Origin of the sequence: Amycolatopsis sp., from assembly GCF_035546795.1 — a bacterium.
GTDB lineage: Bacteria > Actinomycetota > Actinomycetes > Mycobacteriales > Pseudonocardiaceae > Amycolatopsis_E.
In genome coordinates this window covers 63,623-85,818 of sequence record NZ_DASZWC010000007.1, presented here as the reverse complement: position 1 = coordinate 85,818, position 22,196 = coordinate 63,623, and the positions used below count along the sequence as shown (strand labels likewise).

At 68.0% G+C, this 22,196-nt stretch carries 26 protein-coding genes and 1 tRNA gene; 10 read left to right on the top strand and 17 right to left on the bottom strand.

Going from position 1 to position 22,196, the window contains the following annotated elements; genetic code table 11:
- A complete protein-coding gene (locus VHD82_RS07805) occupies positions 1–1,209 on the top strand; it encodes a serine/threonine-protein kinase (protein ID WP_325698711.1) in 1,209 nt (402 codons plus the stop codon).
- Positions 1,210–1,246: 37 nt separating this feature from the next.
- Positions 1,247–3,241, top strand: a complete 1,995-nt coding sequence (gene pknB / locus VHD82_RS07800; RefSeq protein WP_325698708.1) for a Stk1 family PASTA domain-containing Ser/Thr kinase — start codon at positions 1,247–1,249, stop codon at positions 3,239–3,241.
- 38 nt (positions 3,242–3,279) lie between these two features.
- Here the strand turns inward: pknB and VHD82_RS07795 are convergent, their stop codons facing one another.
- From VHD82_RS07795 to VHD82_RS07785, 3 genes are read right to left on the bottom strand one after another with little or no spacing between them, the layout of a single operon-like run.
- The gene (locus tag VHD82_RS07795; RefSeq protein ID WP_325698701.1) at positions 3,280–3,915 is read right to left on the bottom strand and encodes a hypothetical protein; all 636 of its coding nucleotides are present in this window, start codon (positions 3,913–3,915) and stop codon (positions 3,280–3,282) included.
- Positions 3,912–4,733 carry an ABC transporter ATP-binding protein gene (locus VHD82_RS07790; RefSeq protein ID WP_414637470.1) on the bottom strand — a complete coding sequence of 274 codons (822 nt, stop codon included), beginning with the start codon at positions 4,731–4,733 and terminating at the stop codon, positions 3,912–3,914. The genes VHD82_RS07795 and VHD82_RS07790 overlap by 4 nt, the downstream gene beginning before the upstream one ends.
- Positions 4,730–5,371: an aminodeoxychorismate/anthranilate synthase component II gene (locus tag VHD82_RS07785; RefSeq protein ID WP_325698698.1), complete on the bottom strand. Its 642-nt coding sequence runs from the start codon at positions 5,369–5,371 to the stop codon at positions 4,730–4,732. Before VHD82_RS07785 ends, VHD82_RS07790 begins: the two co-directional genes overlap by 4 nt.
- 103 nt (positions 5,372–5,474) lie before the next feature.
- On the opposite strand from VHD82_RS07785, the gene VHD82_RS07780 reads away from it, so the two are divergent.
- Positions 5,475–6,791 (top strand): FAD-dependent oxidoreductase, encoded by a 1,317-nt coding sequence (locus VHD82_RS07780; RefSeq protein ID WP_414637472.1) that lies wholly within the window; start codon positions 5,475–5,477, stop codon positions 6,789–6,791.
- Here VHD82_RS07780 and VHD82_RS07775 read toward each other — a convergent pair.
- The gene (locus tag VHD82_RS07775; RefSeq protein ID WP_325698692.1) at positions 6,788–6,946 is read right to left on the bottom strand and encodes a hypothetical protein; all 159 of its coding nucleotides are present in this window, start codon (positions 6,944–6,946) and stop codon (positions 6,788–6,790) included. The genes VHD82_RS07780 and VHD82_RS07775 overlap by 4 nt on opposite strands.
- A complete protein-coding gene (locus VHD82_RS07770; protein ID WP_325698689.1) occupies positions 6,946–7,782 on the bottom strand; it encodes a class E sortase in 837 nt (278 codons plus the stop codon). The genes VHD82_RS07775 and VHD82_RS07770 overlap by 1 nt, the downstream gene beginning before the upstream one ends.
- A gap of 107 nt (positions 7,783–7,889) precedes the next feature.
- Between VHD82_RS07770 and crgA the strand changes: the two genes are divergently transcribed.
- Both crgA and VHD82_RS07760 read left to right on the top strand, forming a co-directional pair.
- Entirely contained in the window at positions 7,890–8,156 is a 267-nt protein-coding gene (crgA, locus tag VHD82_RS07765) for a cell division protein CrgA (protein WP_325698686.1), read from the top strand.
- 135 nt (positions 8,157–8,291) lie between these two features.
- A complete protein-coding gene (locus VHD82_RS07760; protein ID WP_325698683.1) occupies positions 8,292–8,648 on the top strand; it encodes a PH domain-containing protein in 357 nt (118 codons plus the stop codon).
- Here VHD82_RS07760 and VHD82_RS07755 read toward each other — a convergent pair.
- A complete protein-coding gene (locus VHD82_RS07755; RefSeq protein WP_325698680.1) occupies positions 8,645–9,601 on the bottom strand; it encodes a rhomboid family intramembrane serine protease in 957 nt (318 codons plus the stop codon). The two genes, VHD82_RS07760 and VHD82_RS07755, sit on opposite strands and share 4 nt — an antisense overlap.
- 36 nt (positions 9,602–9,637) lie before the next feature.
- Positions 9,638–10,192: a peptidylprolyl isomerase gene (locus VHD82_RS07750; RefSeq protein ID WP_325698677.1), complete on the bottom strand. Its 555-nt coding sequence runs from the start codon at positions 10,190–10,192 to the stop codon at positions 9,638–9,640.
- A gap of 89 nt (positions 10,193–10,281) precedes the next feature.
- Between VHD82_RS07750 and VHD82_RS07745 the strand changes: the two genes are divergently transcribed.
- Positions 10,282–10,914, top strand: a complete 633-nt coding sequence (locus VHD82_RS07745) for a hypothetical protein (protein ID WP_325698674.1) — start codon at positions 10,282–10,284, stop codon at positions 10,912–10,914.
- A gap of 68 nt (positions 10,915–10,982) precedes the next feature.
- Here VHD82_RS07745 and VHD82_RS07740 read toward each other — a convergent pair whose 3' ends face one another.
- Both VHD82_RS07740 and VHD82_RS07735 read right to left on the bottom strand, forming a co-directional pair.
- Entirely contained in the window at positions 10,983–11,435 is a 453-nt protein-coding gene (locus VHD82_RS07740; protein ID WP_325698671.1) for a DUF6918 family protein, read from the bottom strand.
- A 143-nt stretch (positions 11,436–11,578) separates the two neighbouring features.
- On the bottom strand, positions 11,579–12,103 hold the full coding sequence (locus VHD82_RS07735; RefSeq protein ID WP_325698668.1) for a DUF2020 domain-containing protein: 525 nt from the start codon (positions 12,101–12,103) through the stop codon (positions 11,579–11,581).
- 77 nt (positions 12,104–12,180) lie between these two features.
- Here VHD82_RS07735 and VHD82_RS07730 point away from each other — a divergent pair, with 77 nt between their 5' ends.
- Positions 12,181–13,128, top strand: coding sequence for a threo-3-hydroxy-L-aspartate ammonia-lyase (locus VHD82_RS07730; RefSeq protein WP_325698665.1), 948 nt, complete (start codon positions 12,181–12,183; stop codon positions 13,126–13,128).
- On the opposite strand, the gene VHD82_RS07725 is transcribed toward VHD82_RS07730, so the two are convergent.
- The 4 genes from VHD82_RS07725 to VHD82_RS07710 all read right to left on the bottom strand — a co-directional run bounded on the left by VHD82_RS07725 (position 13,125) and on the right by VHD82_RS07710 (position 16,971).
- Positions 13,125–13,976, bottom strand: a complete 852-nt coding sequence (locus tag VHD82_RS07725) for a fused MFS/spermidine synthase (protein WP_325698662.1) — start codon at positions 13,974–13,976, stop codon at positions 13,125–13,127. The genes VHD82_RS07730 and VHD82_RS07725 overlap by 4 nt on opposite strands.
- Entirely contained in the window at positions 13,973–14,479 is a 507-nt protein-coding gene (locus VHD82_RS07720) for a DinB family protein (protein ID WP_325698659.1), read from the bottom strand. Before VHD82_RS07720 ends, VHD82_RS07725 begins: the two co-directional genes overlap by 4 nt.
- A gap of 59 nt (positions 14,480–14,538) precedes the next feature.
- Complete coding sequence (locus tag VHD82_RS07715) at positions 14,539–15,996, bottom strand: choice-of-anchor A family protein (protein WP_325698656.1); 1,458 nt, start codon at positions 15,994–15,996, stop codon at positions 14,539–14,541.
- A 99-nt stretch (positions 15,997–16,095) separates the two neighbouring features.
- A complete protein-coding gene (locus tag VHD82_RS07710; protein ID WP_325698653.1) occupies positions 16,096–16,971 on the bottom strand; it encodes a LysR family transcriptional regulator in 876 nt (291 codons plus the stop codon).
- 79 nt (positions 16,972–17,050) lie between these two features.
- Here VHD82_RS07710 and VHD82_RS07705 point away from each other — a divergent pair, with 79 nt between their 5' ends.
- Complete coding sequence (locus VHD82_RS07705; RefSeq protein ID WP_325698650.1) at positions 17,051–17,932, top strand: EamA family transporter; 882 nt, start codon at positions 17,051–17,053, stop codon at positions 17,930–17,932.
- A 520-nt stretch (positions 17,933–18,452) separates the two neighbouring features.
- Here the strand turns inward: VHD82_RS07705 and VHD82_RS07700 are convergent.
- The gene (locus tag VHD82_RS07700) at positions 18,453–19,292 is read right to left on the bottom strand and encodes an NAD(P)H-binding protein (protein ID WP_325698648.1); all 840 of its coding nucleotides are present in this window, start codon (positions 19,290–19,292) and stop codon (positions 18,453–18,455) included.
- Positions 19,293–19,354: 62 nt separating this feature from the next.
- Between VHD82_RS07700 and VHD82_RS07695 the strand changes: the two genes are divergently transcribed.
- Positions 19,355–19,753, top strand: coding sequence for a helix-turn-helix domain-containing protein (locus VHD82_RS07695; protein ID WP_325698645.1), 399 nt, complete (start codon positions 19,355–19,357; stop codon positions 19,751–19,753).
- 15 nt (positions 19,754–19,768) lie between these two features.
- Here the strand turns inward: VHD82_RS07695 and VHD82_RS07690 are convergent.
- Both VHD82_RS07690 and VHD82_RS07685 read right to left on the bottom strand, forming a co-directional pair.
- Positions 19,769–19,841, bottom strand: a tRNA-Ala gene (locus VHD82_RS07690).
- 33 nt (positions 19,842–19,874) lie between these two features.
- Positions 19,875–20,063: a DLW-39 family protein gene (locus tag VHD82_RS07685; RefSeq protein WP_325698643.1), complete on the bottom strand. Its 189-nt coding sequence runs from the start codon at positions 20,061–20,063 to the stop codon at positions 19,875–19,877.
- A 150-nt stretch (positions 20,064–20,213) separates the two neighbouring features.
- Here VHD82_RS07685 and VHD82_RS07680 point away from each other — a divergent pair, with 150 nt between their 5' ends.
- Entirely contained in the window at positions 20,214–21,287 is a 1,074-nt protein-coding gene (locus VHD82_RS07680; protein ID WP_325698638.1) for a MerR family transcriptional regulator, read from the top strand.
- Here the strand turns inward: VHD82_RS07680 and VHD82_RS07675 are convergent.
- Positions 21,247–22,101: a YceI family protein gene (locus VHD82_RS07675; RefSeq protein ID WP_325698635.1), complete on the bottom strand. Its 855-nt coding sequence runs from the start codon at positions 22,099–22,101 to the stop codon at positions 21,247–21,249. The genes VHD82_RS07680 and VHD82_RS07675 overlap by 41 nt on opposite strands.
- Positions 22,102–22,196 lie beyond the last annotated feature (95 nt).

Here is a 22,196-nt window from a genome sequence, read left to right as displayed (position 1 = left end):
ATGCTGTCCACGGGTCAGCTGGTGGCGGATCGCTACCGCTTGGTCAGCCGGATCGCCGTCGGTGGGATGGGCGAGGTCTGGCAGGCCAGTGATACCCGGTTGGACCGCACGGTCGCGGTGAAGATCCTCAAGGCGGAACTGTCCGGGGACGCGGAGTTCCTGCACCGGTTCCGCACCGAGGCGCGCACCACGGCCTCACTGAACCACCCCGGGATCGCGGCCGTGCACGACTACGGTGAGTCGACCGCCGGAGCGAACGACGCGAACGAGCCTTCGATCGCGTACCTGGTCATGGAGCTCGTCGAGGGCGAGCCGCTGGCGGGGATACTCGCGCGCGAAGGCAGGCTGGCCGGGGACAGGGTGCTGGACATCCTGGAGCAGGCGGGCAACGCGTTGCAGGCGGCGCACGAGCGTGGCCTGGTGCACCGCGACATCAAGCCCGGCAACATCCTGGTCACCCCGACCGGCACCGTGAAGGTGACCGACTTCGGGATCGCGAAGGCCGCGCACGCCGCGCCGGTCACCAGGTCGGGCATGGTGATGGGCACGGCGCACTACATCGCACCCGAGCAGGCGCTGGGGCACGACGCCGGCCCGGCGAGCGATGTGTACTCGCTCGCCGTGTGCGGTTACGAATGCCTTGCCGGGTACCGGCCGTTCCTGTCCGAGCATTCGGTGACGGTCGCCATGATGCACATCCGCGATCTGCCACCGCCGTTGCCGCCGGACGTGCCACCAGGGGTGCGCGCGCTGGTCGAGGCGACACTCGTCAAGGACCCGCGGCAGCGCTACGGCAACGGTGGCGAGTTCGCCGCCGCCGCGGCGGCCGTGCGCGCGGGCCACCCGCTGCCCGCCCCGGCCGGGCTGGTGCAGGCGTACCAGATACCGAATCCGATGCCGGCCCCGATCACCCCGGTGGGTCCGGTGTCCCATCCGGCGATGCAGCCGGTAACCCCGCCGCCGATGGGCCACCCGAGCGGTGTCCTGCAGATGCCGGTCCCCCCACGGCGGCGGAACCTGACGGCGTTGTGGGTGGTGCTCGCCGTGTTGTTCGTCGGGCTGATCGTGGCAGCCGTGCTGGTACTGCCGAAGCTGCTGAGCTCATCGGACGACGAAAATCAGCCACCGGGCGGCCGGATCGGCACGAGCGACACCCTGCCGGGCAGACAACAACCGCCTCCCACCCAACAAACGACGTACAGGGCATGATGAACAAATCTTGGACGGAACGGAACGGCTTTCCCCGATGAGCGCACCCAGACTGCTGTCCAACCGCTACGAACTGGGCGACACGCTCGGCTACGGCGGCATGTCCGAGGTTCACCACGGTACCGACGTCCGGCTCGGGCGCGAGGTCGCGGTGAAGATCCTTCGTGCCGATCTGGCCCGTGACCCGCAGTTCCAGGAACGTTTCCGCCGCGAGGCGCAGAACGCGGCGGCACTCAACCACCCGGCGATCGTGGCCGTATACGACACCGGCGAGGCGCAGACCGAATACGGTCCACTGCCCTACATCGTGATGGAGTTCGTCAGCGGCCGCACGCTGCGGGACATCGTCAAGACCGAAGGCCCGATGTCGCAGAAGCGGGCGATGGAGGTCATGGCCGACGTCTGCGCGGCGCTGGACTTCTCGCACCGGCACGGGATCGTGCACCGCGACGTCAAGCCGGCCAACGTGATGATCACCAACCACGGTGCGGTCAAGGTGATGGACTTCGGCATCGCGCGTGCGATGCACGACGGCCAGGCCGCGATGACGCAGACGGCCGCGGTGATCGGCACGGCCCAGTACCTCTCGCCGGAGCAGGCGCGGGGCGAGGGCGTGGACGCGCGAAGTGACGTCTACGCGGCCGGTTGCGTGCTCTACGAACTCATCACCGGGGAGCCGCCGTTCACGGGTGACTCGCCCGTCGCGGTGGCCTACCAGCACGTGCGGGAGGACCCGAAGGCGCCGTCGACGGTGAACCCGGCGGTCTCCCCCGAGTTGGACGCCATCGTGCTGAAAGCGCTTTCCAAGGGTCCGGCGAACCGGTACCAGTCGGCCGCGGAGATGCGCTCGGACATGGTGCGCGTGCTGTCGGGGCAACGGCCTTCCGCGCCGATGGTGATGACCGCGGACGAGCGCACCCAGGTGCTCAACGGCGGTGGCCCGGCCGGGCACGCCGCCGACTACGACGAGTACGCGGGCAGCGAAGAGGAGGACGCCGCCCGGCGGAAGAAGCGCCGCGCGTGGACGATCGCGCTCTTCTCGATCATCGGGCTGGGGTTGCTCGCGTTCATCCTGTGGCTGCTGGGCGCGTTCGACAGCAAACCGGCCACGGTCGCGGTGCCGGACGTGCGCGGGCAGCAGCAGGCCATCGCGCTGCAGACGTTGAAGGACAAGGGATTCAGCAACGTCACCCCGGTGCAGGTCTCCTGCAAGATGCTGCAGAACGGCACTTCGGCCTGCCGGAACCCCGATGACGTCGGCAAGGTGCTGGCCACCGACCCGGTCAGCGGCACGTCGGTGAGCACCGGCACCGAGATCAAGCTCAGCGTCGGCGCCGCGCCGGCGCAGGTCAGCGTGCCCGCGCTGAACGGCAAAACGCAGCAGGACGCGCAGACCGCGCTCACGCAGGCCGGGCTGTACCTCGACCCGAACGTCGAAGAGACCGATGTCACCGACCCGAACCAGTACGGCAAGGTCGTGGACCAGAGCGTCGCCGCGAACTCGACGGTCGATGAGGGCACCACGGTGAAGATCACCGTCGGCAAGACGCCGAACATGGTCACGGTCACCGACTACACGGGTAAGCAGTACTCCGAGGCCGAGGCCGGCCTGAAGGCGCTGGGCTTCCGGGTCAGCAAGCAGACCCAGGCTTCGCCGGAGCCCGAAGGCACGGTGGTGAACCAGAAGCCGAACGCCGGCCAGCAGCCGGAGGGCAGCACGGTCACCGTGTACGTGTCCGACGGTTCGCAGCAGCAGATCACCATGCCGAACCTGGTTGGCAAGACCCAGGAAGACGCGATGGCCGCGCTGACCGCCGCCGGCTGGGACGGGCAGGTCAACTACCAGGCCACCAAGGTGACCGACCGGGATCAGGACGGGATCGTGCAGCAGACCTCGCCGTCGGCGGGCACGCAGATCGCCAAGAACCAGACGGTCACCCTGATCATCGGGGAACGCAGCGGTAGCGGCGGCAGTACCACGACGTCACCGCCGACGTCGACCAGCGGGGTGATCGGATTCCCCGGAGGCTGAACCGGGAAGGGCCAGGGCTGCCAAGCCCTGGCCCTTTTTCAGTTGCGGCGCCGGTAAACCAGGCCGACGGCCGTGGCGCTCAGCAAGAGAACGACAGCCGAAACGACGAAGCACAACAGTACGGACCCGCGCACGGATCCGTGCACCGTCATGGCGCGCAGCATCGGGTTGATCAGCGGGAGCCAGCGGATCAGCAGCACGGCGATCAACGCGGCCAATGCCGCCAGCACCGTGTATCCGATGTGCGGCAACACCAGCCGCGAAGAGGGCAGGCCGATCGCGATCCCGGTGCAGGCGCACGCGAGATGCGCCAGCAGTCCGAGCCCGAGCACGCCGGCCGAAAGCCCGCGGTGTTCGATCGACGACCACACCAGCGAACCGACCGCCGCCACGAGGCCGACCCCCAGCACGGCGGCGACGACACCGGTCAGCAGTTTCGGCATCCGGCGCGCGTGCACCAGGGTGATCAGCCGCTGCACCGGATCTTCCGCGTCGACAAGGGCGATCGTCAGCCAGCAGGTCACGACGGTCAGCCCGCCCGCGCTCACCGCGAGTTCGGGCATCGGCAGGCTGCCGACGTCGGTGTAGAGGATGCCCAGCACAAGCAGGTAGGCCAGCAACGGCGGCAGATAGCGCTGGGAGTGCAGGAGCAGAGCCAGTTGGTACCGGGTCATCTCGCCACCGGGGTGTCCACGGCGACCACGGACCAGCCGCGGCGCAAGGCGGTCAACAGGATCGCGTCGGAGCGCGCCGCCGCGACGGTCAGGTCCACGTGCTCGCCGTTCGCCGTCGCACGGACCAGGCCGGGCTCGCTCGACCAGTCGCCGGAACCGGGGCCACGCAACCGGATCTGCGCGCAGGGACCGGGTTCCGCGACCGTGTCGGTGGCACGGAGTTTTCCCTCCGACATCCGCAGCACCCGCGACGCATGCTCGTGTGCCACGTCCTCGCGGTGCGCGGTGAATACCACCGCGGCACCACGTTCCCTGGTCTCGGTGATCAGTTCGCCGAGCACACCGTGTGCGGCGGGGTCCAGCCCGGACCAGGGTTCGTCCAGCACCAGCAGCTCGGGTTCGCCCAGCAATGCCTGAGCCAGCGCGACCTTCTGCGCGTTTCCCTTGGACAGCTGTCGGATCGGCGCCTTCGGCCCGCCTGCGAGCGCCAGCCGCTCCAGCAGTTCCACCGCTACTTCGTCCACAGTGGACAGACCATCGATCCGGCCGAGGTGACGCAGGTAGCCCAGCGCGCTCATCCGGGTGGCCGCCGGGAACCTGTCGGGCACGTACCCGATCGACGGTGAGCCGGTGACCGCGCCGGCCGTCGGGCGGGAGATCCCGGCGAGAATGCGCAGCAGGGTCGACTTTCCGGAGCCGTTCGCCCCGACCACGCCGAGCACCTGCCCGGCTTCGACCTCGAGGTGCACGCCGTCGAGCACGGCAGGACCCCGTCCGTAGCGCTTACCGACCCCGTGGAGCCGGAGCAGCGCTGTCACGCAACCGCGGCCTTCTGCAACGCCTCGACCTGAGCCACCAAACCGTCCACAGTGGACTCCGCGACGGGATGCCCGGCGCCTGCCATCCAGTTGGCCAGCATCCGGTGCCCGCGCTCGGTGAGCACCGACTCAGGGTGAAACTGCACGCCTTCGACCGGCAGCTCGCGATGCCGCATGCCCATCACCACACCGGATTCCGTCCGCGCGGTGACCTCGAACTCGGCCGGGATCGTCTCCGGCAGCACGGTCAGCGAGTGGTAGCGGGTGGCCGTGAACGGATCGGGCAGCCCGGCCAGCACCCCGGCGCCCTGGTGCCGCACCTGGCTGGTCTTGCCGTGCAACAGCTCCGGCGCACGATCCACCGTCGCGCCCCAGGCCACGCCGATCGCCTGATGACCGAGGCAGACGCCGAGCACCGGCGTGTGAGTGTCCGCACAGCGGCGCACCACGTCGATGCTCTGGCCCGCGCGCTCCGGCGTGCCGGGGCCGGGCGAAACGAGCACGCCGTCGAACTCGGTGACGCGCTCGATGTCCACGACATCGTTGCGCCACACCGTGCAGTCGGCGCCGAGCTGCGCCAGATACTGCACCAGGTTGTAGACGAAGCTGTCGTAGTTGTCGACGACGAGAACGCGCATGCAGGCCACGATACCGATGTCCAGATCGTGGACGGTACTCCATATCACAGTGAAAGTTAGGGTCACCTCACTTTACCGTGGAAGCGTGAGCTTACGCGTTGCCATCGTCGGTGCCGGCCCCGCCGGTATCTATGCCGCCGACCTCCTCGACAAGTCCGACGTGCAGGTCAACGTGGACCTCTTCGAACGCTTGCCGGCGCCGTTCGGCCTGATCCGGTACGGCGTCGCGCCCGATCACCCGCGCATCAAGGGCATCGTCACCGCCCTGCACAAGGTGCTCGACCGCCCGGGCATCCGCTTGCTCGGCAACATCGACTACGGCACCGACATCAAGCTCGACGACCTGCGCGAGTTCTACGACGCCATCATCTTCGCCACCGGCGCGATGAGCGACCGCACGCTGGACATCCCCGGCGTCGACCTGCCCGGCAGCCACGGCGCCGCCGATTTCGTGTCCTGGTACGACGGGCATCCCGACGTGCCCCGCACCTGGCCGCTGGACGCGACGAGCGTCGCCGTGCTCGGCGTCGGGAACGTGGCGCTCGACGTCGCCCGCATTCTCGCCAAGACCGCGGACGAGCTGCTGACCACCGACATCCCGCCGAACGTCTACGACGGTCTCCAGGCCAGCCCGGTCACCGACGTGCACGTGTTCGGCCGCCGCGGCCCGGCGCAGGCCAAGTTCACGCCGATGGAGCTGCGCGAGCTCGACCACTCGCCGAACGTCGAGGTGCTCGTCGACCCGGAGGACATCGAGTTCGACGAGGGTTCGATGGCCGCGATCCGCGGCTCGAAGCAGGTCGACATGGTGGTGAAAACCGTGCAGGAGTGGGCGATCCGCGACCATGGCGACCGCCCGAAGCGGCTGCACCTGCATTTCTTCCACTCGCCGACCGAGGTGCTCGGCACCGATCGCGTGACCGGGCTGCGGACCGAGCGCACCGAGCTGACCGGCGACGGGAACGTCCGTGGCACCGGCGAATTCCACGACTGGGACGTGCAGGCCGTGTACCGCGCGGTCGGTTACCTGTCTTCACCGCTCGCCGAGGTTCCGTTCGACCACCACACCGGCACGGTGCCCAACGCCGGCGGCCGGGTGCTGGACATCGACGAGAACCAGCTGCCGGGCGTCTACGTCACGGGCTGGATCAAGCGCGGCCCGGTCGGCCTGATCGGGCACACGAAGGGCGACGCGGCGGAGACGGTGGCCAACCTGCTCGCCGATGCCCCCGCCGAGCCGAAGCAGAGCGACCCGGACGCGATCCTCGGCTTCCTGGCCGAGCGCGGCGTCCCGTTCACCACCTGGGAAGGCTGGGGCAAGCTCGACGCGCACGAACGCTCCCTCGGCAAACCGCACGGCCGCGAGCGCGTGAAGGTCGTCGAACGCGAAGAGATGGTCCGCGTCAGCCGCGAGGACTAGTTCGTCACCGAGACCTGGTTGAACGGCAGCATCGGGTCCAGCCAGGGGAAGACGACGAACAACAGCAGCGCGACCACCGCCAGCACCAGCACCACGGCGATCAGCAGTTTCGCGGCCACCGGTCCCGGCAGGTGGCGCCAGACCCACGCGTACATCAGCCCTCCCCGATCGCTTGCAGCAGCTGGGCGTAGGTCGCGCCGGGCGTCTTCGGGTACTGGTTGGTGAGCACCGCGTGCACGATCAGCCGTTGTTTGTCCGAAAACTGCGGGTGGCAGGTGGTCAGCGTCAGCAGGGCCACCTGCTGCGCGACCGGCAGCACGTCGGCGGGCTGGTGCGGCACCGGAGCGACGACGTCACCTTGCGTCGGCAGCACCACTTCGCGGCCCACTGTCCTGCCGTACGGGCCGCCGTCCGCCGCGTCCGTGCGCAGCGTGCCGACGTGCGAGCACTGCGGCTGTTTGCCCTTGCCGTCGGCCCAGCCGGCGACCTCTTCCTCATGCGGGAGCACGCGGTACACGAAGAAGTCGGTCTGCGTCTCGACCACGATCGCGTCGCAGGAGTTGAGCAGGTCGAGGTCGTTGAACGGCGCGCCCTTGCCGACCCGGTGCCCGGCGACCGCGAAGTTGCCCGGCTCGCCCGGCAGCGCCGTGCCCTTGTAGTGCCCGGGACCGACTTCCAGCGCCGCGGCGTCGGTGCCTTCCTGGATGGTGAAGTGGTAGTCGGCGCCGAAGCTGGGGATGTAAAGCTTCGCGAACGCCTTTCCGTCGACCAGTTCGGGATGCAGCTCCCGGCCCTGTGACCAGTCGTTGTCGAGCGCCTGCGTGGCGCTGGCCTGCTTCTGCGCGGAAAAGAGGTCGGTCACGTACAGCTCGTAAACAACGAACAGCAGCACCACGAGACCCGCGGTGATCAGCAGCTCGCCGATGGTCCGCACGACCTTGCCGCCGCGGCCACGAGATCGTTCCGGCGGCGGCGCTTCCAGGATCGCCACGCACGCTCCTCTCCAGTACTCGCTTACGTTAACGTGTGTCCGGAGAGGTGGATGCGCGCGAGGAGGCAGCGCGTCCCCCAGGAGTCACCCGAACACGCGAGGTTCCGATGCCCAAGTCCAAGGTTCGCAAGAAGACGGCGTACACCCCGCCTACCGACCGGCGCACCCCGGTCAAGGTGCGCGCCGCCGGGCCGTCGCACCCGATCTACAAGATCGTGATGTTCGGGCTGATGCTGGTCGGCCTCGCCTGGCTGGTGGTCAACTACATCGCCGGGGACAAGATCGGGTTCATGGCCGATCTCGGCAACTGGAACTTCGCGATCGGCTTCGCGTTGATGATCTCGGGCCTGCTGATGACCATGCGCTGGCGCTAGTTCGGGAACTGTTCACGTAGTTACTCCGAACGGCCGATTGACAGCGAATTACACCGGTGTGACTCATCCCCATTGTGGATAACTCCTGTGGATAACTCCCCAGTAACCTGGGCGCCAAGACCGGCTCTCGTCGCCGTGGGCTGGCTCGCGGCTGCCATCGCGCTGGCCGCGACACTGCTCTACGAAGACCGGCTCGGCGACGTGCTGTTCGGCATCGCCACGGTCGTACTCGTGCTGCTGTCCCTGCACGGAATGCTCATCCGGCCCCGTCTGATGGCCGACGCACAGGGCGTCCGCGTACGCACGCTGAGCGGCGCCCACGAGCTTCCCTGGGCCGAGGCGCACCTCTCGCTGCGGAAGACGCGCCGGCTGGCCCGCGACAGCACCACGCTGGAGATCTCCGCCGGGGAGCGGCTGTACGTGTTCGGCTGGCTGGAACTGGGCGCCGACCCGCGCGACGTACACGACGAACTGGCTCGTCTGCAGGACTAACCGGTCGGCGGCGAGCAGACCAACTGGCCCTGGAGGTACTGGCAGGTCACGCCCGCCAGCTGCGAGTCGCGGTAGAAGTACAACCCCACCAAGGCGACCAGCACCACCACCGCCGCGACCGACTGCCAGACGGCACGGTTCCTGGTCGGCGCGTAGACCATCGCCGCGGTGACGAGCGCGCCCACGACGAGCCCGCCGAGGTGGCCCAGCAGGGAGATGCCAGGGATCGAAACGGAGATGATCAGGTTCAGCACGATGGTGCCGATCGCCGGGGCCGGGTTGAGCCGCAGCCGGATCACCGCGACCAGAATTCCGCCCAGCACACCGTAAATCGCCCCCGACGCGCCCGCTGTCGCACGGTTCGAATCGTCGAGGAGGAAGACCGACACCCCGCCGCCGATCAGCGCCAGCACGTAGACGGCGGCGAAGCGGACCTTACCGAGCAGAACTTCCATGTCCCGCCCCAGAATCCAGAGCGAGAACATGTTCACCGCGAGGTGGATCGGCCCGTAGTGCAGGAAGCCCGAGGTGAACAGCCGCCACCACTCGCTCTCACCCGCCACCGCCCGCGGCCACAACACCCAGTCCCCGAACAACTTCGCGGTTTGGTTGTCGGTAAAGCTCTTCGCTTGAAACGCCGTGTACGCATACACAACGATGTTCAGCGCGATGAGCGTGGGCGTGACCACCAGGCTGTTCGACAGCTTGGCGCCCGCGACGGTGCGCGCGCCGAGCCCCGACGAGCGGTACTGGCGCTGTTGCGTCTGCGCCTGCTGACGGCCGGCCTGCACGCAATCGATGCACTGGGCACCGACGGACGCCTCACGCAGGCAGTCCGGGCATGCGGGCCGGCCGCAGCGGACGCAGGTCAGACCGGTCTGCCGGGTGGGATGCCACCAGCAGCCGGGCAACGCGGAGGTCGGCGGGGTCTGGGGATTGGGCGGCTGGTTCACAGTGCTTCCAGGCTAGCCTCAGATTCCGCCGGGGTCTCAGCGCTCGATGTCGATCTTCTCGATGACCACGTCCTCGAGCGGACGGTCACCGACGCCGGTGGCGATGTTGGCGATCGTGTCGACCACGTTCTGCGAGTCCTGGTCGGCCACCTCGCCGAAGATCGTGTGCTTGAAGTTGAGGTGGGTGGTCGGCGCGACGGTGATGAAGAACTGCGAACCGTTGGTGCCGGGGCCAGCGTTCGCCATCGCCAGCAGGTAAGGCCGGTTGAACTGCAGTTCCGGGTGGAACTCGTCGCCGAAGCGGTAGCCCGGGCCACCGCGGCCGGTGCCCGTCGGGTCACCGCCCTGGACCATGAAGCCGGAGATGACCCGGTGGAAGACCGAGCCGTCGTAGAACGGCCCCGACTTCTCGCCCTTCGCGTTGGGCTGGGTGTACTCTTTCGTCCCTTCGGCAAGGCCCACGAAGTTGGCCACCGTCTTGGGGGCGTGATCAGGGAAGAGGTTCAGCCGGATGTCACCGTGGTTGGTGTGCAGCACGGCGGCCGACTTCGCACCAACGGGGGATTCATTGCTCTCAGTCACGAGACTCATCGTGCCATCCGCAGCGGGATCCGGCGGAAACGGGCAGGATAGGTAACAGGGAAACAACGGTAGTCCGAACGATTGACGAGGTGAAGGCCATGACCCGAGCTGCAGACTCGGTCGGCGAGTCGGTCAAGACCGGCTTGCTGGGCCTGCGTAACCGAGCCGTAGAGGCTGGTAAGGCGGGTGCCGAGGCGACCGCCCGCGCCGCGCAGGCGGCCGAGCAACTGCTCGCCGAGAACACCGAAGAGGCCCGGAAAGAGGCAGGCAAGCGCGGCCGCAAGGCGCGCAAGGAGCTGGCCAAGAAGTCCGAGCAGTCGCGCAAGGAGCTGGCCCGCGCCGGCAAGGAGGCACGCAAGGAGGCGGCCGCGAGGCTCGCCGAGCTGCGCAAGCCCGGTCGCAAGGCCCGCAAGGCCGCCATCAAGGCCGCGAAATCGGCAGGCGAGTCCAAGCGCAAGGCCAAGCGCGAGTTCAAGACCGCGAAGAAGGACTTCAAGGCCGCGGTGATCGAGGCGAAGGCAGCCGCCAAGGGCGAGCGCAAGCGTCGCCGCTGGCCGTGGCTGCTGGGGGCCGGTCTGGTTGCTGCCGGCGTCGCGTATGCGCTGCGCAGCAAGCAGGAGCCGCCGGTGGCAACGGAGCCGCCGCAAGTCACGCCGAAGCCGGCGGAGTCCGCGCCGTCGGCCAATGGGCAGGCCGCCAAGACCTCTCCTGCCGAGCAGAAGAACAACTAGCGGGCAGGCCAAAAGCCAGTTGAGGCCACCTCCGTCACGGAGGTGGCCTCAACTGTTTTCGCTTACCGTCAGGCGTTAGCGGCGTGCTTGTTGATCAGCTGCCCGAGCCGGGGAAGCGCTTCCTCGACGTTCTTCTTGCCGTTCGGGCGCAGCTTCGAGTAGACCTTCTTGATGCTGTCGCGGCTGCTGCGCTCGGCGCGGGCGTCCGTGACACTGAGCAGCGCGTCGGCCGCCTGGTCACCGCGGCCGGACAGGTAGGCGCCGAAGTCGCCGCCGCCTTGGGCCTTGAAGTCCGCGTAGAACGGCTCGAGGGTCGCGGTGAAGTCGTCCAGCAGGCTGTCGACGGCAGAACCGATGATGCCCGGCTTGATCTTCTTGACCGCGGCGAAACCGGTCTTGATCACGGCACCGGAGACGCCGCCCTTGTCCGCCACCTCTTCGTCGACCAAGGTGTTCAGGTCGGTCACGACGGCCGGACGCCTGCTGGAGTCGAGCAGGATTTCCTTGAGGGTGTCAGCCACTGCTGTAGTCCTTACTTCTTTGACTTCGAGGTACACGGATCTCGCCGCGGCCCTTGGCACGCCGATCGGGTGCTGGTCCTCCCCGGCCGCAGGTGGAGGTCAGCGTAGTACAAGATCGATTGGACACTTCAGCCGCTCGGCTTTTACAGCCCGAGTGCGGAAATTGTTTGCTTCGCAACGCTTCTGGCCTTGACGGTCTGCTTCTGGTTCGTCGTCACGACGACGGCAGACCCGCCTTTCGCAACCGCGTAGACCGCGCCGCTGTCGGTGGGTTCGTAACCGCCCTGCCAGCCGGCCGGATCTGTGGCGGGGTTACTGGCGTTCACCGGCGCTGCCTGGTCCACCAGCGCCTTCGCGACAGCGGCATCGCCGACGTAAATCCGCACAGTCAGCTGGAGTTGCCCGCTCAGTGCGCAGAAGAAGCAGGTCGGATGCGGTTTGTCCGCCGACGTCTGGACTTTGGAGACGTGCTGCCCGTTCGCGTCGGCGACGAAGGAGGTTTCCAGGTACGGGCAGGGCCCGCCGGCGGTCGGCTTCGGTTCGGGTGGCACCTGCACGGCCGTTGTCGCCGGCGGCGGCGCGGAGGACGACGCGGGTGTGCTTTGCTGCGGGGCGGAACAGGCCGCGACCATCCCGAGCGCGCCTAGGGTCAACAGAACTCGTCGCATAGCCCGCACAGTGAACCAGATCCGCCGCAGCTCGCACGAGATAGACGATCAGTCTGAGTTTTCGACATAATGTCAAGGTGAATCTCGACGACATCCGGGCGGCGGCCGGCCGCATCTCCGGGCACGCGCACCGCACCCCGATCCTGACCTCCCGCACCCTCGACGAGCGGGTCGGCGCCAAGGTGCTGCTCAAATGCGAGAACTTCCAGCGGATGGGCGCCTTCAAGTTCCGCGGCGCCTACAACGCGCTGTCGCGCTTGTCCGCCGACGCGCTGGCCCGCGGGGTGTGTGCGCACTCGTCGGGAAACCACGCACAGGCGATCGCCCTGTCGGCCGCGCTGCTCGGCACCAAGGCGACGATCCTGATGCCGCAGGACGCACCGCAGTCCAAAGTGGACGCAGTGCTCGGCTACGGCGCGGAGGTGCAGCGGTTCGACCGTTACACCGACGACCGGGAAACCCTCGCCGAGGAATTGGCTCAGCAGCAAGGATCCACCCTGATCCCGCCGTACGACCACCCGGATGTCATGGCGGGCCAGGGCACCGCGGCGCTGGAGCTGCTCGAAGACGCGGGCGAACTCGACGCGCTCGCCGTCCCGATGAGCGGTGGCGGGCTCATGGCGGGCAGTGCGGTCGCGGCGACTTCGCTGCAGCCGGGCATCACCATGATCGGCGTGGAACCCAGTACTGCCAACGACACCCAGCTCTCCCTGGCTGCGGGCGAACGCGTCAGCCTCGACGCGCCACGCACGATCGCGGACGGGCTCGCCGTGTGGACTCCCGGCGAGCTCACCTTCCCGATCAACCGGAAACTGGTTTCCGAGGTCGTGACCGTGACCGACGAGGAGATCGTCGAGGCCATGCGATTCCTGTTCGACCGGATGAAGATCGTGGTCGAACCCAGTGGCGCGGTCGGCGTCGCCGTGTTGCTGCAGGGCCGGATTTCCTTGCCGGGCAAGCGGATCGGCGTGATCATCTCCGGCGGCAACGTGTCCACCGACCGTTTCCGGGAACTGCTGGGTTAGCTGAACGAACCGCGCGGAGGCTTCGGTGCGGTCATCGGCGCCTCGTCGGTCAACGGTTTGGCGCGCCCGTAGAACGAGCGGAAGTCAGCCTCCGCAACGCATCGGGCCGGGAAGGCCGCCGACGCCGCCCGCGCCGTGACGGCTTGCACCGGCAGTTCGTGCTTCGCCGCGGCCAGTACGACATTCCCGAACCGCCGTCCGCGCAACACACCCGGTTCCGCAAGCAGTAAAGCGTGCGGGAAAACGGACGCGACCGTGGCCGCGACCCGGCGCGAAAAAACGAGCCCGGGGCCGTCCGCGATATTGATCAGATAGGTGCCCGTCGACCGCAGCACGCGCGCGACATCCCTGGTGAATTCGACGGTCGCGAGCCCGCCGGGCATACTCGCCCGCTCGAAAACGTCGGCGATGAGCAGATCCGCGGAATCGTCGTACCGCGTCGCCACGCCTTCGCGCCCGTCGCTGATCCGGACCCGGAGTTTCGGCACAGCACGCAGATCCAGATGCGCACGCACCAGTTCGATCAGTTCGCCGTCCGCGTCGAAGACCAGCTGCCGCGAACCGGGTCGCGTCGCCGCCACGTACCGCGGCAACGTGCACCCGGCTCCACCGAGATGCAGTACGTCGAGCGGCCCCGGGCCGAGGCAGTCGATGAGATCGCCCATCCGCCGCACGTAATCGAATTCGAGGTGCGCCGGGTCGTCGAGGTCCACATAGGACTGTGCGATGCCGTCCACACTCACCAGCCACCCACCCGGCCGGTCGGCGTCGGCGCGCAGCTCAGCGGTGCCGAAGCGGACCGGATACTCGCCCGGAACCGGCCGGCCGGGCCTGCGTCGCTTGCTCAATCGCCGGTGACCCCGTCGACACGCTCGCGCACCAGGTCGGCGTGCCCGTTGTGGCGCGCGTACTCCTGGATCAGGTGCAGGTAGACGAAGCGCAGGGAGAACACTTCGCCGTCGTACGTGAAGGTGTCGTCCAGCTCGGCCTTCGCGGCAACCTCGTCCGCGAGCCGTCGCTCCTCGAGCAGCTGCGCGTATTCCTCAGCCGCCCGCGCCGGATCCACCTGGTCGAAGTCCGTGTCGGTGCCCTTGTGCAGCCGTTCGACGGGCAGGCCCGCGAACCGCTCGCGGAACCAGATCCGCTCGACCTTCGCCATATGCCGGATCAGCCCGAGCAGCGACAGCCTCGACGGCTCCACGCTCTGCTTCGCCAGCTGCTCACCGGTCAGGCCGGCGCATTTGTGCAGCAGGACGCTGCGGTGCCAGTCCAGGTAACCAGCGAGCATGGTGCGTTCGTCGGCCGCGGTCGACCCGTCCACGATCTTCGCCTCGGGGGCCGTCCAGGTCATCGGGTTCCTTCGCGCCGGTTGCTGCTTTCGCACCAACCTAACTTGCGCTGGGCAAGCCGTCAGTTCTGGGAGGAGCCGCGAAATCGCCGCCTGCCGAGCACCAGCATCCCGACGCCGAACCCGATCAGCCCCAGCCCGGCGACCAGCCACGGGACGATCGGCGTACCGGTGCTGGCGAGCTGCCCGCCCGAGGAGCCGGGGCCGGACGGGCCGGGATAACCGGGATATTCGGCGGTGTCCGAGGTGGTCGTCGTGGTCGGCACGATCACGCCCGGCTCGGTGGTGGTCGTCGTGCTCGTCGTGGTCGAGGTGGCTGCCGTGGTTGTGGTGGTGGTCGGCTCGGTCGTCGTGGTGGGTTCGGTCACGCCCGGCCCGGTCGTGGTGGTGGTCGTCGTGGTCGTCGGCTCGGTGTTCCGGCAGCTCACGACATCGGAGAACGGGGCGTAGTGCACCTCGCCGCCGTTGTCCCCGGAGGCGCCGGACACGCGCCCGCCGTGGGTGAACTCGCGGACCACGACGTTGCCCTCGATGTTGTTGGAGCTCTTGTCGACCAGCTCGGCGTTGGGGGCGTAGATCGTGCCCCAGACCGTCGGCGAACCGACCGGCAGCGTGATCGTGCCGGTGTTGGTGAAGTTCCAGAGCACGTGCTTCGAAGGGTGGTTGCCCTGCCAGCTCACCTCGGGCACGGGCCAGTCGTAGTCGCCGGAACTCTCGACGTTGATCACCAGCCACGCGCTGTCGCCGGGCTGGAGCGCGCCGTTGACCGGGTTGATGTACTTGAGCGCCGACATCTGGTCCTCGGTCAGCGTCAGCACGTTTTCGCCTGGCTGCAGGCCGACCGTGGCGACGGGATCCGTGCCGTTCCAGTCCGCCTGCCCGTTCTGGTCCTTGAGCGTGATCGTGTGCGGGCACTGCGCGATCTGGGCGTTGAGCTCGCGATACGTCGCGAACAGCGACGGGAAGTCGAAACCGCTCTCGCCACCGACCGAGTCGGCGGGCTGGGCCGTCTGGATGTCGACGTCGGGTAGCGCGCCCGGTGGCTGGCGCAGGGGTTCGACGAAGGTGTGCGCGCCGGAGCGCTCGACGCTCGAACCGGACAGGTCACCGATCTTGGCGTAGGTGTTGGTCAGCACCCGGAGCTGGCCATCGGCCGGGCTGCCCGCGTAATCCGGCGCGCCACCGACCACCAGGCCCGTGACCTGGCTGTCTCCGGGCGCGACGTAGGTGCCCGGGTTGTTCAAGGCGACCTGGTAGCTGCGGAATCGCACGTCACCACCGACGGCGACGGGGCCCTCGACCTCGTTCTCGTACAGGTTCGCGTCGCCCTCGACAAGTACGAGAAAGCCGTGACTGGGGTCGGCCTGCACGTCGTCCGGCGCGACCGGGCGCACCGGGTTGACCCCGACCGCGGCGTGCGCGACGGGCACGTTGGCCTGCACTCCGGTCGCGATGACTCCGGCAACCAGGCACGCGACCCCGCCGAGCGCCACCCTGCGGTAAATCGCCTCCTGCGCCATCGCCGACCTTTCGGTTTCGCGACTATTCCAGTTCAGGGATAGTCGTGATACTCCGTGCTCGGGGGGAGAAGCGCGCGGGGAAGCTGCGAAATCGCCCGGTCAAGTGACAGGGGCGCCGAGCAGCTCCAGGAACGCGGCGGCCGCCGGCGTGAGCCCCAGCTTCGGCCAGATCAGGTACTCGATGCGGGCCGGTGCGTCGGTCACCGGAACGGTGACGACGTCGGTGAGTTGCGGCGTATAGGTGGACGGCAGCATGGCGACGCAAAGACCTTGTAGCACCAGGCGCAGCATCAGATCCGCGGTGGTGACCTCGAAGGCCACCTCCCTGGTCAGGCCCGCCGCCGAGAACGCCTGGTCGGACTGGATACGCCCGGCCGTTTTGGCTGGAAAGTCCACGAACACCTCGCCCGCGAGCCGCTGGAGGTCGACGGCTGGTTCACCGGCGAGCGGGTGCCCCGGCGCGACCACCGCGACAAGCCGGTCGCGTGCCAGCTCGTGCGCGTGGACGCCCTGCGGCCGCGCGGTCGCGGGCAGGCCGAGGAAGGCCACCTCCATCGCTCCCTGCGCCACCTGCTCGATGAGGTCTTCACTCGCCCCGACGCGCAATCCAATGCGGACTTCCTTGTGCTGCCGGTGAAAGTCGTGCAGCACTGCCGGAATGTCGACGGCCGCGACTGTCGGGATCACGCCGATGTTGAGCCGGCCACGGATCTCCCCCACCGCGGCGGCGACCTGCGCGGCGGCGCGCTCCGCCGCGTCCAGGCACTGACGCGCCTCGGGCAGGAACGCCCGGCCCGCAGCCGTCAGCCGGACCCGACGGCTGGTGCGCTCGAACAGTTTGGCGCCGAGTTCCCGCTCCAGGCGGGCGATCTGGTGACTGAGCGCGGACTGGACCACGAGGCACTGCTTCGCGGCGCGGGTGAAGCTGTTCGTCTCCGCGACGGCGAGGACGTAACGCATCTGCTGGAGTTCCACCCGTCCATCGTGAATGCAGATCAATCAGATGACAAACATGTGTTGGACTCATGTACCCAGGTCAGCCAACACTGAACTGGTGCAGAAACTGGTAAATGCCGCCACGGCGCTGGCCCCGATCTCGTGGGGCACGACGTACATCGTGACGAGTGAACTGCTGCCGGCGGGCCATCCGATGTTCGCCGGCCTGCTGCGGGCGCTGCCCGCGGGCCTGATCGCGTTGGTGTTGACGCGAAAGCTGCCGCACGGTTTGTGGTGGGCGAAGGCGGCCGCGCTCGGCGTGCTGAATATCGGCCTGTTCTTCCCGCTGTTGTTTATCGCGGCCGAGCGGCTGCCCGGCGGAGTGGCCGCCACGCTGGGCGCGTCGCAACCTGTCGTCGTCGCCGCGCTCGCCGTGGTGTTACTCGGCGAACGGCCGTCGGGGTGGAAGCTCGGCTGGGGCGTGGTCGGGCTCATCGGTGTCGGCCTCGTCGTCCTCGGCCCGAACGCGGGTTTCGACCTGGTGGGGATTGTGGCCGGGCTTGGCGGTGCGGTTTCGATGGCCTTCGGCGTGACGCTGACCAAGCGGTGGGGCCGTCCGGCAGGCGTGAGCCCGACCGCGTTCGCGGGCTGGCAGCTGACCGCGGGTGGATTGGTGTTGCTGCCGTTGACTTTCCTCGTCGAAGGCGCGCCGCCCGCGATCGATCTGCCCGCGGTGGCCGGTTATCTGTGGCTCGGGCTGGTCGGCGGACTGGCGGCGTACGTGTTGTGGTTCCGGGGAATCGCGACCATGCCGGTCACTTCGGTCGCGGTGCTGGCGCTGTTGTCGCCGATCGTCGCCGCGCTGCTGGGTGTGCTCGTGCTGGGGCAGACCTTGAATCCGGTGCAGTTACTCGGTTTCGCACTGGCATTGGCGGCGATCGTGGCCGGGCAGTTGCCCGGGAAACCGTTGGCTGTCTCGAAGGAAGGTGCTGTCCGATGAATCTCGCGGTAGTGGGTGCGGCCACGCCGGTGTGTGCCGATGCGACCGACCGTCGTCGGATGGCGGAGGTGTTCACCGGGGGTCGAGGCCGTGGTCGCGGCGACAAGGCCTCGGCCGGGCCAGGAAAACGTGGTGGCCGAGACGACTACCGCGCTCCTGGACGCCGCCGTGCGGATCCTGTTCATCGGCGGCGCCGGGCCTTTGCTCAGCCCCGCCGGCGGCCTGACACTCGACGATCCTGCTTACGTGCCAACGGAATGGCGTGATGCCGCAGCAGCCAGCGTGGTCCAGGCTGGAAACCTGCCGCACCCACTCGGCGGACTGGACTTACCTGAGCCCGCCGGCGATTCCCGAGCCAGGCGTGTCCACCGGCCACTATCGCCGCGGCCGGTCGACCTTGCTCACCGATGCCCACGGCATTTCCCGCATCTTCGCCGAAGACCTGGCGACCGCCGCACTGGATGAACTGGAAATCCCAGCAGGGAAAGGCATTTCACGGTCGCGTGGTGAAGTCGGCCGGTCAGCGGAAATCGTTCGCGTGGTCTTCGGCCCACTGCGCGAACGTGTGGGCAGGACGACCCGTGACTTCCGCGACGACGGTCGACACCTGCGGCGGCGCGGTGGTTCCGGCCTGCCATGCCGCCAAGATCGCGTCAACACCGACAGGCGGCATGGTCTTGCCGAGCTCGACGCGTGCCTGTTCGACCGTGATCCACTCGAGGGCGATCTCGCGACCGGTGGCCGCACCGATGTGCCGTACCTGCTGCCGGATGGACAGTGACTCGGGCCCCCACACGGTGTAGGCGTGGCCATGGTGACCTGGCAGGGTCAAGGCGGTCACCGCGAGCGCCGCCAGGTCCTTCTCGTGAATGGGCGCTGTCCGCGCGTCTGGGTACGGCACCCGGACGACGCCCTCATCGCGGATCGAGTTCCGCCACCACCACAAGGTGTTGGTGGCGAACATTCCTGGTCGGATGAATGTCCATGACAGGCTGGAGTTCTCGATGGCGGACTCGACGGCGAGATGTGCCAGGGCGATCGGGTTGTGCGCGGCATCCGGGTGGATGACAGACCCGGACGACAGCAGTACCACGTGCTGGACGCCGGCGGATTCTGCCGCAGTCACGAAACCGTCGATTCCTTCTGGCTTGGCGTAGAGAAACACGCGCTGCGCCCCGTCGAGTACGGCGGGCAGGGTTTCGGGGTTCTCCAGATCGGCCGTGCCGACTTCCGATCCTGGCGGAAAGCCCATGGGGAGCGGCTTCCGGCTCGTCAGCCGAATCTTCTCGCCCGCCGAACTCAGACCCGCCGCGACATGACGACCGACATTCCCGCTGGCTCCGAAAACCACTGTGACCATGCCACGAGCGTAGGTCTGAGGCTTACTTATCGAAAGGACCTACCTTGAAGTAAGCTCCAGATATGAAGGTAGGTTCCCAGGCTGGGCAGGACGCCTGGCAGAACATGAGTGACGCGTTCAACAGCGACTGCCCGGCGCGCGAGGTGCTCGAACACATCACCACTCGCTGGGGCATGTTGATCCTGGCGGCGCTGAGAGACGGACCGCGGCGCTTTTCCGAATTGCACGCGACAATCGGTGGGATCAGCGAGAAGATGCTGTCGCAAACACTGCGCACCCTGGTGCGGGACGGGCTTGTCGCGCGAACGGTCGAGCCCACCACGCCGCCGCGGGTCAGTTACGAACTCACGCCACTCGGCCAGGGCCTCGCCAAATCGCTGGAACAACTCCTGCGCTGGATCCGTCAGCACACGATCGACGTCGTCACTGCCCAGCGCCGCCACGACCAACAGCATCGATGAGGTCTGACCACCGGGTGGAGCTGAGGGGAATCGAACCCCTGACCTCTGCCTTGCAAAAGCAGCGCTCTACCAATTGAGCTACAGCCCCGGTCGCGGGCGGGAGTACCGCCCGCGGGAAGTTCTAGTTGTTGTGACCTGCTCCCGCGGCCTTGGCCGGGGCGCTGCCATTGGCCGAGACGGCGCCGAGCGGCTTGTCCGTCGGGGCGGTGGCCTCGCGCCACAGGTCAGCTTCGGCCTTGGCGTCCTTGTTGCGCTTGATGACGAACAGCACACCACCCGCGATTACTGCGAGCGCCAACAGCTTCTTCACCTGAAGCCCCTTCTCGACGGTCCGGCTGACCTCACGATGTTACTGCACGGCGCTGCACCCCGGTCGGCGCGGTCACCCGCCGGTTTCGGCCGTTCCACGTGGAACCAAACCTGTTGACCTTTCCCCTGGGGCAGACCGCACAGTGACTGAGTGGAGTTACTGACGATTGGCGCGTTCGCCAGGGCGGCTCGCCTCTCGCCGAAGGCGTTGCGGCTTTACGACGAGCTCGGGTTGCTGCGGCCGGCCGTCGTCGATCCGTCGTCCGGCTACCGCCGATATCACCCTGACCAGCTCGAACAGGCAAGGCTCGTGGCCTGGCTCCGCCGGCTCGGGATGCCGCTGGCCCGCATCAGGACCGTCTGCGCACTCACCGCACCCGAGGCGGCCGAGCAGATCGCCGCGTTCTGGCGGGAGATCGAAGCCGACACCGCTGCGCGTGGCCGTCTCGCGTCTTTCCTGGTCCAGCACCTCTCCCGAAAGGAACCTGTCATGCCGCTGACCATCAGTTACGCCGTGCGCACCGACCAAGGTCTCGTGCGCGAGTCGAACCAGGACGTCGCTTACGCCGGGCCACATCTGCTCGCCGTGGCCGACGGGTTCGGCGCCGAAAACGACGATCGCCTCGCCAGCGCGGCCGCGGTCGAGGCACTTCGACCGCTGGACACCATTGTCCCCGCGGACGAACTGCTCAACGTCCTGAACGACGCCATCAGCCGGGCCGACAACGCGGTCCGCGCGCTCGACGCCGCCGACGTGGGCACAACACTCACCGCGCTGCATTGGTCAGGCAGTCAGCTCGCGCTCGTGCACATCGGCGATTCGCGCGTCTATCTCCTGCGTGCCGAGGAGCTGTTCCAGATCACCCACGACCACACGCTCGTCCAGGCCATGATCGACGAAGGCAGGCTCACCACCGACGAAGCCACCTCGCATCCGCAACGGACCCTGCTGGTCAAGGCACTGCACGGCGGACAGCGGCAGGAACCCGACATCCAACTGCTCGACGCCGAAGCGGGCGACCGCTACCTGCTGTGCTCCGACGGCCTGCACGCCGCCCTCGACAACGAGACCGTCCGCCGGGTCCTGCAAACGACACCGGAGCCCGAAGACGCGGTGCGCGAACTGGTGCGCCTCGCCAACGACACCGGCGGCGCCGACAACGTGGCCTGCGTCGTCGCCGACGTCAGGCCTTCACCGCTTGGACGTCCAGCCGGATCTCGATAGTCGAGCCGACGACCACCAGGCCCTTGGCCAGTGTCTGCTGCCAGTTGATCGTGAAATCCTCGCGGTGCAGTTCGGTCGTGGCCCGCGCACCGAGCCGGTCGCCGTTCCAGGACCGCAGGCCGAGGTAGGTCGAGTTCAGCCGCACCCCACGGCTCGCGCCACGCAGGTTCAGGGTGCCGTCGAGGGTCCATTGGTCGCCGGCGGCGGGTCGGATGCGGTCGCTGTAGAACTGCAGGCGCGGAAACCGTTCCACATCAAGGAAATCGGATGACCGCAGGTGCTCGTCCCGTTTCGGCGAACCGGTGTCGATGCTCGCCGCGTCGATGAGCACCTCGATCGACGAGTCCTCGAGCCGGTCGCCGACGTGCACCCGACCGCGGAATCCGGTGAACCGGCCGTGCACCCGCGAAAGTCCGATATGCCTTGCCACGAAACGGATCGACGAGTGGTCCGGGTCGAGGTTCCAGTCGCCGGGTTCGGGGAGCCGGAGCCCCGCGTCCGGCACCAGGTGCACCTCGCCGAGCGCGGTGTGATCACCCGAACCGACGTCGACGTTGTGCGTCGCCGCGCGGTAACCACCCGCGCTGACCGAGGCGGCGTACGTACCCGCGGCCGCAGTACTCACAACCAGCCCGAAATCATCGGCGACCGCCCGGCTCACCCGGTGCGATCGCTTGTGCCGCAACAACAATTCGGCCCCGGGCAGCGGACGCCCATGCTCGTTACGCACCCTGGCGCTGACCAGTCCGGCACCGGCCTCGAAGCTGACCGGTTCCCCCTGCCGACCATCCCTGCGCCGCAGACGGCCGAACATTCGCACTCCCCTCGCTGACGGTCCTTGCGTTGCGACCATAAGCAGCGGAGGACGGTGAACCAGCCCGCCCGTTACACACATCACGGGGTGATGTC